Below are 14,530 nucleotides of genomic sequence, written 5' to 3'. Positions count from 1 at the left end.
CGGACCGGCCAACGATGTCGGCGTGCCGTGTGTCCGCACGCGTGGACCATTCCGCTGTCGCGAGCCTTGTCGAACATGGAAAAGCACGGAGACGACCGGGTCGCCGAACGGGAGGGTGTTCGATGAGATCCGCCACAGTGGCGGGTTTCCGGAACCGGACGCAGTGGCCGTCGGCGCCTGTCGCGGCGTGCCGTCAAACCGGAACCGGCACGTTTTGGCGCGCGGTTACTTTCGGCCAGGCAGGCGATGCGGGAGCGGCAGTTTTGCCGCTCGGTGTGATTCCATGCTTTATTTCTCGAATCGATTTAATTGATCAATTCAAAGCCGAATCCGAAATATTTCGACCGGAATTCAAGAAATTTCCGCCTGCACTCGCAATGCATTGACGTTTGCATGTGGTATCCCTGCTATCGTCGCATCAGCCGCATCGTGGATGGCGGCTGATGTCCGCAGAGCCATTTTTCACGCTGAAAAGTCAATTCAGTTGAAGCGGAAAATCGGTGATTTTTCGTGTATCCGGATCATATTGTCGCCGACTCATCCCACCACCCTGCTGCCGATCTCCACGCGTCAACACGGAACCCGACCGCCGACGCCATTGCCCATCATCGTGCACCAGCGCTGCGTCTCCTGTGCCGGCGGCGGATACGGCAACCCGGTCCGCGGATTGATCGAGTCAAGCGGATCCGGCCCCGGCGGGCGGTTTGCCGCTCTGCGCGCGGCGGTCTCTGCCATCAGTTTCGCGTTCGCTGCATTCTGTCGAGCAAGGTCTGCCTTCTGCGCGTCGTCCACTTTCTTGGTCATGGTCACCAGCCGCGCGAACTGGGGATCGCGAACGTCCTGCAACGGTGGAAAAGGCGGCGCAACCGGCATGAACAGCAACGGTCCGTTGTATTTCGGAACCGCCAGTTTCGACGGCTTGCCGAAATCCGCCGCCATGCCGATCTCCCACATGCCGGCGTTCATCTCGAGCGCATGCTCGTAGTGCCGGTTCACGTCCGCGATACCGACCGGGCCGGACGGTGCAGGCAACGGCTGCAGGGACGGCGGCAGCGTTTGCCTGGCGGCCGGATAAACCGTGCGGATATAGCTGACCGCGGCGACCGAGTATTGATAAAGCATCGCGTCGTACTTCGCCAGCACTTGCGCGCGACTGAAACTGCCGGGATTCTCGAAAGCGGGCTTGTACGCGGCCAGGCTTTGGAGGTACAGCATGTTGGCGTTTCGCTGCTCCGTCACGAACTGCTGCTCGGGATCGGCCGGAACGGATGAAGTCATCGCGGCGCACCCCGTGAGCAGGCTGACGACGCAAGCGACGCCCGCCGTCGTTCGTGGTGCCGACCGGAATAGACGCAGGATAGTGGCCATCTGGAACGCCTGGAGACGAGTTGGATTGTCATGAGTCGGCGATCGGCCGACAACGGCCGGCATTCGCCACGTTCGCCCTATTCTGCCCCGCCCCACGCCGTTCCAGGTGGATTTGCGTCTCGTCCTGGTGGATTTCGATCTCGGGATGTCATCCGGCCACGCGAGGCTCAGACATCCGCCCACCTCCTCAACAGGTTGTGATACGCGCCGGTCAGTTGCAACAACGACTCCGCATCTGCGTCCTGCTGCGTCAACCGCTGGATCGCGACATCCATATCCAGTAGCAGGCTCCGCTGCGCATCCTCGCGCACAAGGCTCTCGACCCAGAAAAACGACGCCAGCCGCTCGCCGCGCGTCACCGCTTCGACCTTGTGCACGCTCGATCCCGGGTACAGGATCATGCTGCCAGCCGCGAGCTTGGCGCGATGCTCGCCATACGTGTCGCGCACGACGAGCTCACCGCCGTCATAGCTCGCCGGGTCGTTCAGGAACAACGTGGCCGACAGATCCGTGCGCACACGTTCGCGCGACGCGCGAACGCCGCGCACTGCATTGTCGACGTGATAGCCGAACGACTCGCCGCCGGCATATCGGTTGAACAGCGGCGGATAAATCCGCCTGGGCAACGCCGCCGACATGAACACCGCATTCTGTGCGAGACGGCGAATGATCTCGTCGCCGATCTCGCGCGCGAGCGGATCGTCGCCGTCGAGTTGCCGGTTCTCCTTCACGCGCCGCGATTGCGCACCGGCCGTCGCACGCCCGTCGACCCATTGCGCAGCGCGCAGCCGCTCGACGAGCCGGGCGGCCTCTGCCGGGCTGAACACACCCGGAATCTCGATCATCATCGTGTGGTTTCCTTCGAAATGAATGCGGACACGCGCAGGCGTCAGAACCGGATATCGGCGGTTGCCATCACGGTGCGCCCGGCTCCCGGCACGCCATACAGCTGGAAGCCGTCGAGCGAAGCGCCGATCGCCGAGTAGTAGAACGTGTCGAACAGGTTCTGCACGTTGAGCCCCACTGTCAGATGCTTGTCGACCTCGTAGCGCGCGGCGATCGAATGCAGCCAGAACGACGGTGCCTTTTCGCCGTCCGCGACGTAGACGGGATGCTTGCCGCTCGCGCCGTTCACGGTACTGCTGTTGTTGTTCTGACCGCCGACGTAGCCGTTGTCGGTATAGCGTCGCGTGCCGACGTACTGCGCGCCGTAGCTGACCGACAGCTTCGGCGTGACGGCATACGTCGTCCACAGGTTGAACGTCGCGTTGGGCACGTTGGCCGGCCGCAGCCCGGCATTCGCGCCCTTCGTGATGCGGCCGCGCATCGCGGCGAATCCCGCGAACGCGGACCATCGTTCGGTCAGGTTGCCCGACACGCCGAGCTCGAGGCCGTCCACCCGGCGCGGCGGCAGCGCACGAACGACCGTCGTCGTGCCGTCGCCGTAATCCCACGAATCGGACAGTTTCGTGCGAAACAGCGCCCCCGTCACCGACAGCCGGTGATCGAACAGATCCCATTTCGAGCCGACTTCCCACGTCTGCGCGACGGCCGCCTGCAGGTCCTGGCTCGACGTGTTGCCGTAGATCACGTTGTTGGTCGTCGCGCCCACCGCGGACGGCTGCGCGGCCCGGCTGTAGGTCGCATAGAGGCTGCCGAACGGCACCGGCTTGTACGTGATGCCGATCCGGCCGCTCAACGCGCCGTCGTTGCTGCGCGCGACCGTGTGCGCGTTCGCCGCGCCGTTGACCTGCTTCAGCGAGAAACGGTCGTAGCGCACCGCGCCCTCGACGATCCACTTCGGCGTGACGGTCACGGTATCGCGCAGGTACACGCCCGCATCGGTCAGCGACGCATAGTCGCCCGCGCCGCCTTCCAGCGTCGGCACGCCGCCCATGCTCGTGCCGTATGCGTTCGTCAGGTTCATCACCGGGTTCACCGACGGCGCGAGAATCGTGCGCGCAAGATCGCCGTAGCGCTCGTGATAGACCTCGGCGCCCGCGACGACGTCGTGATGCAGGCCGCCCGTGTCGAACGAGAGATTCAGGTTGGTTTCGTTCGCCACGATGTCATAGCGCTTCGACGTGCCGTAGTTGCTGCCGCGCAGCACCGCCAGCGACGACGGGTTCGCGAGCGGCGCATAGCCGCTGTACGACGCGAGCCCTGCGCCGCTCGTAACGAGCGGCCCGGTGCCGCCATAGCCGTACGACGTGCCGCCGGTCGAATTGAAGCGCGCGGGCGACAGCACGGTGATGCGGTCGGTCTGCTCGAAGCGGCTGAGGTTGGAAATCCGCACGTTGTCGTTGAAGTCGTGCTCGACCTTGACCGTCGCGCGGTCCGTCACTTCGCGATCGGTGAACAGGTTCGGATCGCCGTACCAGCCGTTGCGCGGCACGCCCGGCATCCGCGCGCCGCCGGTGCCGCGCGCGATCGGCACGCCGGTGTCGGGCGTGTTCACGTCGTTCTGGTGCAGATAGTCGATCGTCACGCGCGTCGGCGTGCCGAGACCGAGCGCCAGCGAACCGGCCACGCCCCAGCGGTCGTAGTCGGTCACAGCGCGGCCGTCGACCGCGTTGTAGTGGCGCATCAGGTTCAACCTGAACGCCGACGTCGGCGTCAACTGCTTGTTGAGGTCGGCCGTCACGCGGCGGTAGCTGGCGGTGCCGAGCGTCGTCGAAAAGTGGTACGCGTCGCCGGCATGCGCTTCCTTGCTGACGAGGTTCACGCTGCCGCCGGGCGCGGCGACGCCGGACTCGATCGTGCCGGTGCCCTTGAACACTTCGACGCGCTCGACGTTGAACGTATCCGTGCGTCCGGCGAGGCCCGCGTCGCGAATGCCGTCGACGGTGATGCTCTGCTCGCCCGAAAAACCGCGGATCGTGAACATGTCACCCCAGCCGAGGTTGCCCTCGCCCGACGTGAACGTGATGCCGGGCACGTTCTTCAGGATGTCCTGCAGGCTCTGCGCCTGCTGCTCGTCGAGCACTTTCTTCGGGATGACCGCGACGCTCTGTGCGATGTCCAGCAGCGGCGCGGTGAACTGGTCCGATTGCAGGAATTCGGTGCGGTACGGCGACGAATGCGCGTGGATATCGATCGCGGGCAGCGTGGCGCCCGACGACGACGCATCCGGCGCGGCGGCCGGCATACCCGGCTGCGCATGCGCGGCCGACAGCATGGCCAGCCCGAGCGTGGCGCCCAGCAGGTTCGACAGCAAGGCCGACGGCGATCGGCCGGCCCGTTGAAGAGACGACGACATGAATCCTGCCGGTGATGAGAGTAATGAAGAGGCGGGTTAGCGCGCGGCGGCGGCAACCGGATCGTTCGACGCGAGCCCGTCGATCAGCACCTGGAGCTGGCCGCGCGAGCAGCGTTCGATGCGCGCGGCGACGCCGAACACGTCGGCGAGGCTGACGGGCGTCACGACGTCTTCCGGCATCCCGAAGCGCACGATGCGGCTACGGTGCAGCAGCATCGCGCGGTCGCAACCGCGCAACGCGGCGCTGATGTCGTGCAGCACGACGACCGTCACGAGCTGCCGCTCGCGCGTGATGTCGCGCAGCGCGGCCATCACCTGGTGCTGGTGATTGAGGTCGAGCGCGGACAACGGCTCGTCGAGCAGCAGCACTTGCGGATCGCGGGCGAGCGCCTGGGCGAGGCCGACGAGCTGACGCTGGCCGCCGGACAGTTCGTCCAGCGTGCGCAGCGCGAGCGCCTCGATGCCGAGCCGTGCGAGCACCGCGAGGGCCGCGGTGCCGTCATCCTCCGCGCCCGCGTGGCGGCCGGCCGGCATGAACCCGTGCCGCGTCGCACGGCGCGCGACGACGACCGATTCGAGTACCTGCAGACGCACGCCGGCCGGCAACGCCTGCGGCAGGTACACGACACCGTGCGCGCGCGCATCGCGCAGCCCCGGCACGAACGCCGCGCCGTCGAGCGCGAGCGAGCCCGATGCAGCACGCGTCAGCCCCGCCAGCGTGCGCAGCAGCGTCGACTTGCCGCTGCCGTTCGGGCCGAGCAGCGCGGTGATGCAACCGCGCGGCAGCGGTCCCGCGCCCAGGGACACAAGCACGTTGCGCCGCCCGTAATGCACGGTCAGTCCGTCGATCGTCAGCCCGCTCATGCGTGACCTCCCTGCGAACGCACGACGATGCCGAGGAACAGCGGAATGCCCACGAGCGCGGTGACGATCCCGACCGGGATCAGCACGCCCGGCACGATCAGCTTCGACGCGATCGACGCGAGCGACAGCATCAGCGCGCCGAGCAGCACGCTGCCGGGCAGATAGAACCGGTGGTCCTCGCCGAACAGCGTGCGGGCCAGATGCGGCGCGATCAGCCCGACGAAGCCGATCGTGCCGACGAACGACACCGCGAGCGCCGACAGCACCGACACGCGCAGCAGCGTTGCGAGCCGCACGCGCTTCACGTCGATGCCGAAGCTCGCCGCGCGATCCTCGCCGAGCCGCAGCGCGGTGAGCGTCCATGCGTTGCGCATCGACAGCGGCAACGCCAGCGCGAGCGCCGCGGCGAGCACCGCGAGCTTGGGCCAGTCGGCGCGCGCGAGCGAACCGAGCGTCCAGAACACGAGCCCCTGCAGCGCGTCGGCCGACGCGATGAACTGCATCAGCGAGACGAGCGCGTGGAACGCAAACACGAGCGCGATGCCCATCAACACGACGCCCGTGGTGTTCATCCCGCGCCAGCGCGCGACCGCGTCGAGCAGCAGCGCGGACAGGAACGCGAAAACGAACGCATTCGCCGATACGACCCAGGTTTGCGCAACACCGGGAATCGTCACGTCGAGGACGATCGCGAGCGACGCTCCGAATGCGGCAGCGGCCGACACGCCGAGCGTGTACGGGCTCGCGAGCGGATTGGCGAGGATCGTCTGCATCTCGGCGCCGGAGAGGCCGAGCGCCGCGCCGACGAGCACGGCCATCGCCGCATACGGCAGGCGGATCTGCCAGACGATCACGCGCGCGGCCGGATCGGCGCCCGCGCGCTCGACGAGGGTGCGCAGCAGCGTCGCGACCGGCATGCCCGATGGCCCGGACGACAGGTCGAACAGCACCGACACGACGATCAGCAGCGCAACGGCGACCAGCGCGGCCGCGCGCCGCCGCACGAGCCGGCGGTAGTCGCGCAGGCTCGCCGCCTGCACACGGCCGGCTGCCTGGCCGGGCGCGGTGTCCCGAAGCACGGCGTCGCTCATCGTGCCGCCTGCGACGAAGCGGCCGGCAGCGGCGCGTCGACCCACTCGGCGCCCTGCGGCGCGATCGCGAGGAAGCGGCGATGCAGCTCGGCCTGCGTTGCCTTCACATCGAGATCCCTGAACTGCTGCGGATAGAACCACTTCGCGAACGCCTCGATCGCGAGGATGTTGTATGGCGAGTCGTAGTAGTTGTGCGAGATGCCGTGCACGCGGCCGTCGTGAATCGCCTTGATCGCATCGAATCCCGGCCGCGCGGCGAGCTGCGCGAGGCTGGCCGCGGCGTCATGCGCACTCGTCCGTGCGCCGACCCGCAGCGACGCGAGCCCCGGCTTCGTGCGGCTGCCGGTCGCGATATACACGTCGGGCCGCGCGGCGATCGCCTGCTCCATGCTGATGTCGCCGAGCACGCCGGGCAGCAGGCCCGCCGCGATGTTGCGGCCGCCCGCGGCCGTCACGAATTCGCCGAAATTGCCGTTGCCGGCGGTGTGGCAGCAGCCGGCGTCCCACACGCCCGCGAGCAGATCGACGAACACTTTGGGCCGCTGCGCGTCGGGAATCCGGTTCACGACCGCCTCGACATGCGCGAGATGCGCCCGGTAGAACGCCGCGTACGCATCCGCCTGCTCGGGTCGATGCATGACCGCGCCGAGCAGCGCGATGCTCGGCAGCGTGTTCTGCAGCGGATGCAGCCGGAAGTCGACGAACACGACCGTCGTCCCGGTCGCCTCCAGTTGCTTCACGAGCGCGTTGTAGCGGCTCGGCCCGTGCCCGCCGAGGCTGAAGATCGCAAGGTCCGGTTTCACGCTCAGCGCCTTCTCGGCACTGATGCTGTCCTCGGTCGCCTGGCCGATCAGCGGAATCCGGCGGATCTGCGGGAATGCCTGCGCGTATGCATCAAAGGTCTGCGGGTCCATCAGCGGCAGGTCGCCCTGCCAGCCGACGATACGCGCGAGCGGCTGCTTGCCGTCGAGCAGCGCGACGGCCGACAGCAGCCGGCTCTCGCCGAGCAGGATCCGGCGCGGCGCCTGAGCCGGCACGCGAACCGTGCGGCCCGCGAGGTCGGTCACGGTCGCCGGTGCGGGCGACATCGCGGCAAGCGGCACACTCGTCGCCGTCACTGCGTGCGCAGCGGTCACGCCGATCACCCATGCGACGGCGCCGAAGCCCGCACGTCGCACCCACGAATGCCTGAAAATTGCCATAATGTCGCCTCTGAATGAGAATCATTGCCATTTGAAGGGCGACACTGTAATCACGGCGTGTAATGGCGATGTGTTGGAAGCACGGCCTTTTGTAATGGAATGTGTTGGCGCGACATTCCTTTCAGATTCATTTCGATTGATCCGGAAGCACCTCCCGATGGACCACATTCTTGTCGTCGACGACGATCCGAACCTCCGTACGCTGCTCGGCGACTACCTGCGCGCGATGAACTACCGCGTCACGCTGGCCGAGAACGGCTTGCAGCTCAGGCAGGCGCTCGGTACGGCGACCGTCGATCTCGTCGTGCTCGACCTGATGCTCGACGGCGAGGACGGCCTCGACCTCACGCGCGACCTGCGCCAGCGCCACGACGTGCCGATCGTGATCCTGAGCGCGCGCGGCGGCCTGCTCGACCGGATCCTCGGCCTCGAGATGGGCGCGGACGATTACCTGCCGAAGCCGTTCGATCCGCGCGAGCTCGTCGCGAAGATCAAGGTGGTGCTGCGCCGTACGCGCGCGGTTCCGGGCGCGCGGCGCACCGAGGCATCGTCCCGCGTCAGCTTCGCCGGCTGGCATCTCGATACGCGGATGAAGCAGATGATGTCGCCGGACGGCGTCGTCGTATCGCTCGGCGGTTCCGACTACCGCACGCTGCGCGCGCTCCTCGATCACCCGAACCGCCCGCTGTCGCGCGAGTTCCTGCTCGACCGCGTGTTCGGCAAGGAGCTGGCGCCGCTCGATCGCTCGATCGACGTGTGCGTGAGCCGGCTGCGCCACCACCTGAAGGACGCCGCGCGCAACGCGGCCCTGATCCGCACGGTTCGCAACGAGGGCTACATGCTCGTCGCGGACGTCGTGCACGAAGCGTGATGGGCACGCGGCGCCCGGCGCTGCGCATCTGGCCCGACTCGCTGTTCGGGCGGCTCGTCGCGATCCTTGCGGCCGGGATGTTCGCCGGCCAGATGCTGACCGGCACGATCTGGTTCGACACGCACGACAACCGCATGCTGGAAATTCCGGCGCGGCTGTTCGCGAGCCGGCTCGCCGATACGCTGCGGCTCGTCGACGCCGCGCCGGATGCTCACGCACGCGACGCGGTCATCGCCGCGCTCGGCGACGCACGCTACCGGCTGCGCCATGTCGATGCGCCCTCGCCCGCCGGCACGCTGACGTTCGCGCAGCATGCGACGGCCGGGCTGATCGCCGGGGTCCTGTCGACCCGGCTCGGTGCCGATCCGCCGTTTCGCCTCGTCGATGCCGAACTGCACGACGACACGGGCCGCCATGCGGGCCCGCTGAGCCTGTTCGATTCACGGATGCCGACCGGCGAATTCCACGTTCAGGTCGGCCTGCCGTCCGGCGGCTGGCTCGACGTGCAGGCCGACGAAGGCCAGCCGGGCATGCATGCGATGCCCGCGTCGCTCGTGGCCGACTACCTGCTGCGGCTCTACCTGATCCGCTTTGTCGCCGTCTGCGCGGTTGCGTTCGTTGCCGTGCGCTTCGCGCTGAAACCGCTCACGCAGCTCGCGCGCGCGGCCGAAGCGCTCGGTCGCGACATCCATCGGCCGCCGCTGGCGGTCGACGGACCGTCGGAAGTGCGCAGCGCCGCGGAGTCGTTCAACGCGATGCAGCGGCAGTTGATCGACAGCTTCGCCGGACGCGCACGCTTGCTCGGCGCGGTGTCGCACGACCTGCGCACGCCGCTCACGCGCCTGCGGCTGCGCACCGAGATGCTTCCGGATCCCGAATGGCGCGACCGCCTGCGCGGCGATCTCGACGAGATGGAATCGATGGTCCGCGGCGCGCTCGACGCCGTGCGCGGCGTGGAAGTGACGGAGCCGCGCTGCGGGATCGACCTCGACTCGATGCTCGAAGGGCTGGCCGAGGATGCGCGCGACACGGGCCAGGCGGTCGCGGTCCGCGGACACGCGACGGCGCCGGTCTCGGGCTTCGCGCGCAACCTGAAGCGTTGCCTGCAGAACCTCGTCGACAACGCCGCGCACTACGGCGGCGGCGCACCGGTGACGATCGACGTGCGCGACGGCAAGGACGCCGTGCGCATCGTCGTCGGCGACAGCGGCCCCGGCCTGCCGGACGACTGGCTCGAACGCGTGTTCGAACCGTACCGGCGCGGCGAGCACGCGGACCGCGACGACGGCGGCACCGGGCTCGGGCTCACGATCGCACGCAGCATCGCGACGCTGCACGGCGGCACGCTGATCCTGCGCAATCGCGACGGCGGCGGCCTCGATGCGATTCTCACGCTGCCGCGCGACGCCGCGTAACCGTCACGCATGCGACCGCCTCAACCGCCCGCGTCGCCCCACCGTTCGCAGGTGCGAAGTGGCCCCTGCGGGCAATCGTCGATCGTGTGCGCATCGCTCGTCAGCACGTAGCGGTTGGGCGCGTTGTACGGGTAGCTGGGCGGCAGTTGCAGCGCGACCCACGCGCCCGCATGCCGGCTCCACAGAAACAGCGGGCTGCGCAGCCCGAAATCGCCGACCAGGATCCGGTCGCCGTCCGGTGACACCGACGCCACCTTCGGCGCATCCCAGAAGTCGTCCGGCAACGGCAGCGCGGCCAGCACGGGCGACGATGGCGCGGCCCCATTCGCGACGACGACCCAGCGGCCGTCCCGCCTGACGACAGCCGGACATCGCGCGGCATCGGCGCCCATCGTGAGCACCGCGGTCGCCGGCTCATCGTCCAGACATTGCAGCCCCGGCTGCGCGGCCAGCTCGCCGCCGCCGTCGGCCAGCCGCTCGAGCCGGATGTGTTCGACGGGCGTGTCGCACGGATGCACGTCGCTGATCCAGCGCTGGCCGAGCCAGCCCGTATGCTCGACGAAACAGGTTGCGCCGTCGCCGGACGGGCCGCCGGGCGACGGCACGCGCTCCATCCCGCGGCCAGCGGCATCGGCGAACAGCAGCCCGCCGGTCGTATAGCTGTGGCGCGGAATATTCTTCCCGCCGCCCGTGGTGGCCTGCCAGCGATACGACCTCGCAACGACGCTGCGGACATGCTTCGTACGCTCCGCCATCCGGTTGAGGGTCGCGGTATTGAAAAGCAGCGGAACCATCACGAAGATCGCGCCGTTCAAAACCAGCACGAACCACGCGATCAGTTGACGGTCCTGGTTGACGATCCCGGGAAAATACAGCTGATTGTGACGGGCCGGACGCACGATCCACACCCAGCCGAGCAGCGCGTAAAGGACGATCACGCAGGTTTGCACACCGATGACGTAAGGATTGCCTGCCTGCGTGTCGATCGCCCCCGTGCGGTCGACGCGGTAGAGCATCACCAGCGTGACCGCCATCGTCGCGAAGGTGAACGCGAACAGCAGGGCCGCGCGTTTCCCGAGGGAAAAGTGACGAGGCGTGATCAGTCGCATGAAGGAAACCGGGCGGTGTGGGTTGCGCGCAGGATGCCGAACCACCCGGATTCTAGCGATTGACGCCCGGAGCGTCACGCGGGCCACGGCGTTGCACGGGCCGCCCGATTCGTTTGTAGAATCGGCCTGTTCGCCGTTGACGAGCCGATCCGCGGCATGAGTCTCGGCCGCCGCTGCGGCCGATATCGGGCAGACGAGCGAAGCGGTCGAACCCGATGGAATCAGCGGCATTACACGGCGCTTCCGTCCGGCACGCAGCACCACATTGGCGTCGGGCGGCCACCACGACATTCGCGATGCACTACCACCCAGACGACATCCGCCGGCTGTTCCGGAGCATTCCGACGCTGCAGTTGAACCGCCCGGCCCCGGCCGAACGGTTTCTTTCCGCCGCCGTCGATACCGGCAACGAACTCGAACAGGTGTTGCGCGACTACCCGCAGGTCCGCTACCAGCCGCTCGACTTCCACTATTTGTGCCAGCAAAGCCTGTCTGTACTCGACGACGCACTGCTGGCCGACCTGACCTCAGACGCGGACTTCGGGTGGTACGGCGCACAATGGGCCGCGCTGCTGATCGCGTTGTCGGGAGAGGCACGCTACCTGCCGCACCTCGACGACGCCAGGCACCATCGCGGCGTCGCGTGGACGGTCGAGCTGGCCGAGGCCGCGGCGGGCCCCGATGCGGCTTCGTCGGCCTGTCGTTGCTGCCGGTCGATCGTGCTGCTGCGCAATCAGCTGGCCGCATTGCCGCGCGTTGCCGTCCGGTTGAGACCCTGGCTGTCGCCCGAAGCGCTCGAAGCCAAGGCCAGCGCCGTTCGCGCCGCGTATCGCAGCGGTGGCGCCGACGCCGCCTTGCCGCTCGCCCGCCGCTGAGCGTTCGACCGAACCCTCGCGCGATCGCGGCCTGAACCGCCACGCGCGGCGCGACGCACGCCCCTTCCCGACTGAATCCCCGCAGTCGACGCACCGCGATTCCGTGCGATTCCGCAGAGGACCTTTCCTGTGCAACGCCTTAATCGACCGCCGCAGGATCTCCAATAATGGCCGCTCGATCCGCCAGCCGCCACACCTGGCCGGCCAAACAACAAAAACTCCTATGCATTCCTACCAGATTCACCAGCATGCCGGCGCACGCGTCGCGGGGACCGTCATTGCCGCATGCCTGACCGGCCTCGCACCGGGCCTCGCGCACGCACAAAGCAGCGTGACGCTGTACGGCCTGATCGACACGTCGATCACCTACTCGACCAACCAGCGCACGCACGGTGCCGGCTCGCCGGGCAGCGGCAGCGGCAGCGTCGCGATGACGAGCGGCGCGCTGAACGCGTCGCGCTGGGGGCTGCGCGGCCGCGAGGATCTCGGCGGCGGGATGGCCGCGGTCTTCGCGCTCGAGAACGGCTTCTCGGGCACCACCGGCAAGCTGTCGCAGAAAGGTGTCGACCTGTTCGGCCGCCAGGCGTGGGTCGGCGTGAGCTCGAAGACGGCCGGCACGCTCACGTTCGGCCGCCAGTACGACCTGATCCTCGATTTCGTGACGCCGCTCGGTGCGTCCGGCCCCGGCTGGGGCGGCAACCTCGCGGTCCATCCGTACGACAACGACGATTCGAACCGCAACCTGCGCATCAACAACGCGGTCAAGTACACGAGCCCGACGTATCGCGGGCTGACGTTCGGCGCGATGGCTGGTTTCTCGAACACGGCTGGCCAGTTCGCCAACAACGCAGCGTGGAGCGCGGGGCTGTCGTATGCGAACGGGCCGCTGAAGCTCGGCGCCGGCTACCTGAAGATCAGCCGCGACCGCAATGCGCCGAATCCGGACGGCGCGCTGAGCACGGTCGACGGTTCGGCGACGATCACGGGCGGCAACCAGCAGATCTGGGCGATGGCCGGCCGTTATGCATTCGGGCCGCACTCGGTCGGCGCCGCCTGGTCGCACTCGACCACCGACGGCGTGACGGGCGTGCTCCAGGGCGGCAACATCGCGCCGCTGAAGGGCGAATCGCTGGTGTTCGACAACTTCACGATCGACGGGCGCTACTTCGTCACGCGTGCGCTGAGCGTCGCCGCCGCCTACACGTACACGATGGGCCGCTTCGACACGCGCACGGGCCAGACGCGCCCGAAATGGAACCAGGTGGTCGCGCAGGCCGACTATGCGCTGTCGAAGCGCACGGACGCGTATCTCGAAGGCACCTACCAGAGCGTGAGCGGCGGCAACGGCAATCCCGCGTTCAACGCGACCGTCTGGACGCTGACGCCGTCGGCGAACAGCAACCAGGTCGTCGTCGCGCTGGGGCTGCGACACAAGTTCTGACGACGCGACGCGTCGCTGCCGAACGGCTCGGCCGGTTGCATCCGGTACGCGTTGCCGGCACCGCCCGATCGTCGCGATCCGCACTTGATAAGGCCGCGCCCGTGCGCGGCCTTTTCGCTGTGGCGTCGCGTACCGCACCCGGCAGGCGGGAGCAAGAATGTCTCCCCGAGTGTCGCGTCTGCGCAAAAAATGCGGAGAAACTGGTCACGTTGTGACATTTTTCCTAATCTATTTGCAGCGACACCGTTATTCGACGTTCCGGCCGCAACACACTTTCATCTGGCGCACCACTGGCTTACGAACCTGCATCATGCCGGCGAAGCCGGACCTTTCGCGCCATGACGGCCGGACTGGCGCGTGCAGACGGCACGCGCCGCGCTTTCAACGCAGTCAACCGCTGGAGACGAACGATGAGCAAAATGAACCGGTTTGCGGTCCTGGCAACCTTCGTACTACTGGCCGGTTGCCACAACGCGGCGAAAACGCCCGAGAATGCCGGCATGGCGCCGACGCCCTCGAGCGAAGCCGTCGCGACGGTGTCTGCCGACGATCTCGACAATCCGAACAGCCCGCTCGCGAAGCGCAGCATCTACTTCGATTTCGACCAGTATTCCGTGAAGCCCGAATTCCAGTCGCTGCTGCAGGCGCACGCCGACTACCTGCGCAGCCATCCGTCGCGGCGCGTGCTGATCCAGGGCAACACCGACGAACGCGGCACGTCCGAATACAACCTCGCGCTCGGCCAGCGTCGTTCGCAAGCGGTATACAGCGCGCTCCAGACGCTCGGTGTGCCGGCGACGCAGATGGAGGCCGTCAGCCTCGGCAAGGAAAAGCCGGTCGCGCTCGGTCATGACGAGGACGCGTGGGCGCAGAACCGCCGCGCCGATCTCGTCTATCGTTGATGTGCCACCGCCGCCGCGACGGCGGCCTCCGAATGAAGGAAAGCCACGCAGGCCGCTGACCGTCGTCACGGCCGCGCGGTGCCGCCCCGGATTGCCCGGTTGATACGTATCATCGGGCAAGCGCTCGATGGCG

General features: G+C 67.7%; 12 protein-coding genes. 5 read left to right on the top strand and 7 right to left on the bottom strand.

Annotation, left to right across the window (positions count from 1 at the left end):
* Window positions 1–570 precede the first annotated feature (570 nt).
* The 6 genes from BLA15945_RS09495 to BLA15945_RS09470 all read right to left on the bottom strand — a co-directional run bounded on the left by BLA15945_RS09495 (window position 571) and on the right by BLA15945_RS09470 (window position 7,784).
* Window positions 571–1,368, bottom strand: coding sequence for a hypothetical protein (locus tag BLA15945_RS09495; protein WP_233464162.1), 798 nt, complete (start codon window positions 1,366–1,368; stop codon window positions 571–573).
* 167 nt (window positions 1,369–1,535) lie between these two features.
* On the bottom strand, window positions 1,536–2,216 hold the full coding sequence (locus tag BLA15945_RS09490; protein ID WP_174992154.1) for a Fe2+-dependent dioxygenase: 681 nt from the start codon (window positions 2,214–2,216) through the stop codon (window positions 1,536–1,538).
* Between the two features lie 41 nt (window positions 2,217–2,257).
* Window positions 2,258–4,627 (bottom strand): TonB-dependent receptor, encoded by a 2,370-nt coding sequence (locus BLA15945_RS09485; protein WP_174992153.1) that lies wholly within the window; start codon window positions 4,625–4,627, stop codon window positions 2,258–2,260.
* Between the two features lie 36 nt (window positions 4,628–4,663).
* Complete coding sequence (locus BLA15945_RS09480) at window positions 4,664–5,491, bottom strand: ABC transporter ATP-binding protein (protein WP_174992152.1); 828 nt, start codon at window positions 5,489–5,491, stop codon at window positions 4,664–4,666.
* The gene (locus BLA15945_RS09475; RefSeq protein WP_174992151.1) at window positions 5,488–6,582 is read right to left on the bottom strand and encodes a FecCD family ABC transporter permease; all 1,095 of its coding nucleotides are present in this window, start codon (window positions 6,580–6,582) and stop codon (window positions 5,488–5,490) included. The genes BLA15945_RS09480 and BLA15945_RS09475 overlap by 4 nt, the downstream gene beginning before the upstream one ends.
* The gene (locus BLA15945_RS09470; protein WP_174992150.1) at window positions 6,579–7,784 is read right to left on the bottom strand and encodes an ABC transporter substrate-binding protein; all 1,206 of its coding nucleotides are present in this window, start codon (window positions 7,782–7,784) and stop codon (window positions 6,579–6,581) included. The genes BLA15945_RS09475 and BLA15945_RS09470 overlap by 4 nt, the downstream gene beginning before the upstream one ends.
* Before the next feature lie 157 nt (window positions 7,785–7,941).
* On the opposite strand from BLA15945_RS09470, the gene BLA15945_RS09465 reads away from it, so the two are divergent.
* Both BLA15945_RS09465 and BLA15945_RS09460 read left to right on the top strand, forming a co-directional pair.
* Complete coding sequence (locus tag BLA15945_RS09465) at window positions 7,942–8,655, top strand: response regulator (protein ID WP_059240528.1); 714 nt, start codon at window positions 7,942–7,944, stop codon at window positions 8,653–8,655.
* Window positions 8,655–10,070 carry an ATP-binding protein gene (locus tag BLA15945_RS09460; RefSeq protein ID WP_174992149.1) on the top strand — a complete coding sequence of 472 codons (1,416 nt, stop codon included), beginning with the start codon at window positions 8,655–8,657 and terminating at the stop codon, window positions 10,068–10,070. The genes BLA15945_RS09465 and BLA15945_RS09460 overlap by 1 nt, the downstream gene beginning before the upstream one ends.
* Window positions 10,071–10,090: 20 nt before the next feature.
* Here the strand turns inward: BLA15945_RS09460 and BLA15945_RS09455 are convergent, their stop codons facing one another.
* Window positions 10,091–11,179 carry a hypothetical protein gene (locus tag BLA15945_RS09455; RefSeq protein WP_174992148.1) on the bottom strand — a complete coding sequence of 363 codons (1,089 nt, stop codon included), beginning with the start codon at window positions 11,177–11,179 and terminating at the stop codon, window positions 10,091–10,093.
* 296 nt (window positions 11,180–11,475) lie between these two features.
* Here BLA15945_RS09455 and BLA15945_RS09450 point away from each other — a divergent pair, with 296 nt between their 5' ends.
* The 3 genes from BLA15945_RS09450 to pal all read left to right on the top strand — a co-directional run bounded on the left by BLA15945_RS09450 (window position 11,476) and on the right by pal (window position 14,397).
* Window positions 11,476–12,054: a hypothetical protein gene (locus tag BLA15945_RS09450; RefSeq protein WP_174992147.1), complete on the top strand. Its 579-nt coding sequence runs from the start codon at window positions 11,476–11,478 to the stop codon at window positions 12,052–12,054.
* Between the two features lie 223 nt (window positions 12,055–12,277).
* Window positions 12,278–13,495 (top strand): porin, encoded by a 1,218-nt coding sequence (locus tag BLA15945_RS09445; protein WP_174992146.1) that lies wholly within the window; start codon window positions 12,278–12,280, stop codon window positions 13,493–13,495.
* A gap of 410 nt (window positions 13,496–13,905) precedes the next feature.
* Entirely contained in the window at window positions 13,906–14,397 is a 492-nt protein-coding gene (pal, locus tag BLA15945_RS09440) for a peptidoglycan-associated lipoprotein Pal (protein WP_059240523.1), read from the top strand.
* The last annotated feature ends 133 nt before the right edge of the window (window positions 14,398–14,530 follow it).

It is taken from the genome of Burkholderia arboris (assembly GCF_902499125.1).
Classification (GTDB): Bacteria; Pseudomonadota; Gammaproteobacteria; order Burkholderiales; family Burkholderiaceae; genus Burkholderia; species Burkholderia arboris.
This window is presented reverse-complemented; position numbering and strand designations above follow the sequence as displayed.

What these genes read in the sequence shown, in the direction of transcription:
- BLA15945_RS09495 (WP_233464162.1), bottom strand. Translation starts at nt 1,368, where the DNA reads ATGGCCACTATCCTGCGTCTATTCCGGTCGGCACCACGAACGACGGCG.
- BLA15945_RS09490 (WP_174992154.1), bottom strand. Translation starts at nt 2,216, where the DNA reads ATGATGATCGAGATTCCGGGTGTGTTCAGCCCGGCAGAGGCCGCCCGG.
- BLA15945_RS09485 (WP_174992153.1), bottom strand. Translation starts at nt 4,627, where the DNA reads ATGTCGTCGTCTCTTCAACGGGCCGGCCGATCGCCGTCGGCCTTGCTG.
- BLA15945_RS09480 (WP_174992152.1), bottom strand. Translation starts at nt 5,491, where the DNA reads ATGAGCGGGCTGACGATCGACGGACTGACCGTGCATTACGGGCGGCGC.
- BLA15945_RS09475 (WP_174992151.1), bottom strand. Translation starts at nt 6,582, where the DNA reads ATGAGCGACGCCGTGCTTCGGGACACCGCGCCCGGCCAGGCAGCCGGC.
- BLA15945_RS09470 (WP_174992150.1), bottom strand. Translation starts at nt 7,784, where the DNA reads ATGGCAATTTTCAGGCATTCGTGGGTGCGACGTGCGGGCTTCGGCGCC.
- BLA15945_RS09465 (WP_059240528.1), top strand. Translation starts at nt 7,942, where the DNA reads ATGGACCACATTCTTGTCGTCGACGACGATCCGAACCTCCGTACGCTG.
- BLA15945_RS09460 (WP_174992149.1), top strand. Translation starts at nt 8,655, where the DNA reads ATGGGCACGCGGCGCCCGGCGCTGCGCATCTGGCCCGACTCGCTGTTC.
- BLA15945_RS09455 (WP_174992148.1), bottom strand. Translation starts at nt 11,179, where the DNA reads ATGCGACTGATCACGCCTCGTCACTTTTCCCTCGGGAAACGCGCGGCC.
- BLA15945_RS09450 (WP_174992147.1), top strand. Translation starts at nt 11,476, where the DNA reads ATGCACTACCACCCAGACGACATCCGCCGGCTGTTCCGGAGCATTCCG.
- BLA15945_RS09445 (WP_174992146.1), top strand. Translation starts at nt 12,278, where the DNA reads ATGCATTCCTACCAGATTCACCAGCATGCCGGCGCACGCGTCGCGGGG.
- pal (WP_059240523.1), top strand. Translation starts at nt 13,906, where the DNA reads ATGAGCAAAATGAACCGGTTTGCGGTCCTGGCAACCTTCGTACTACTG.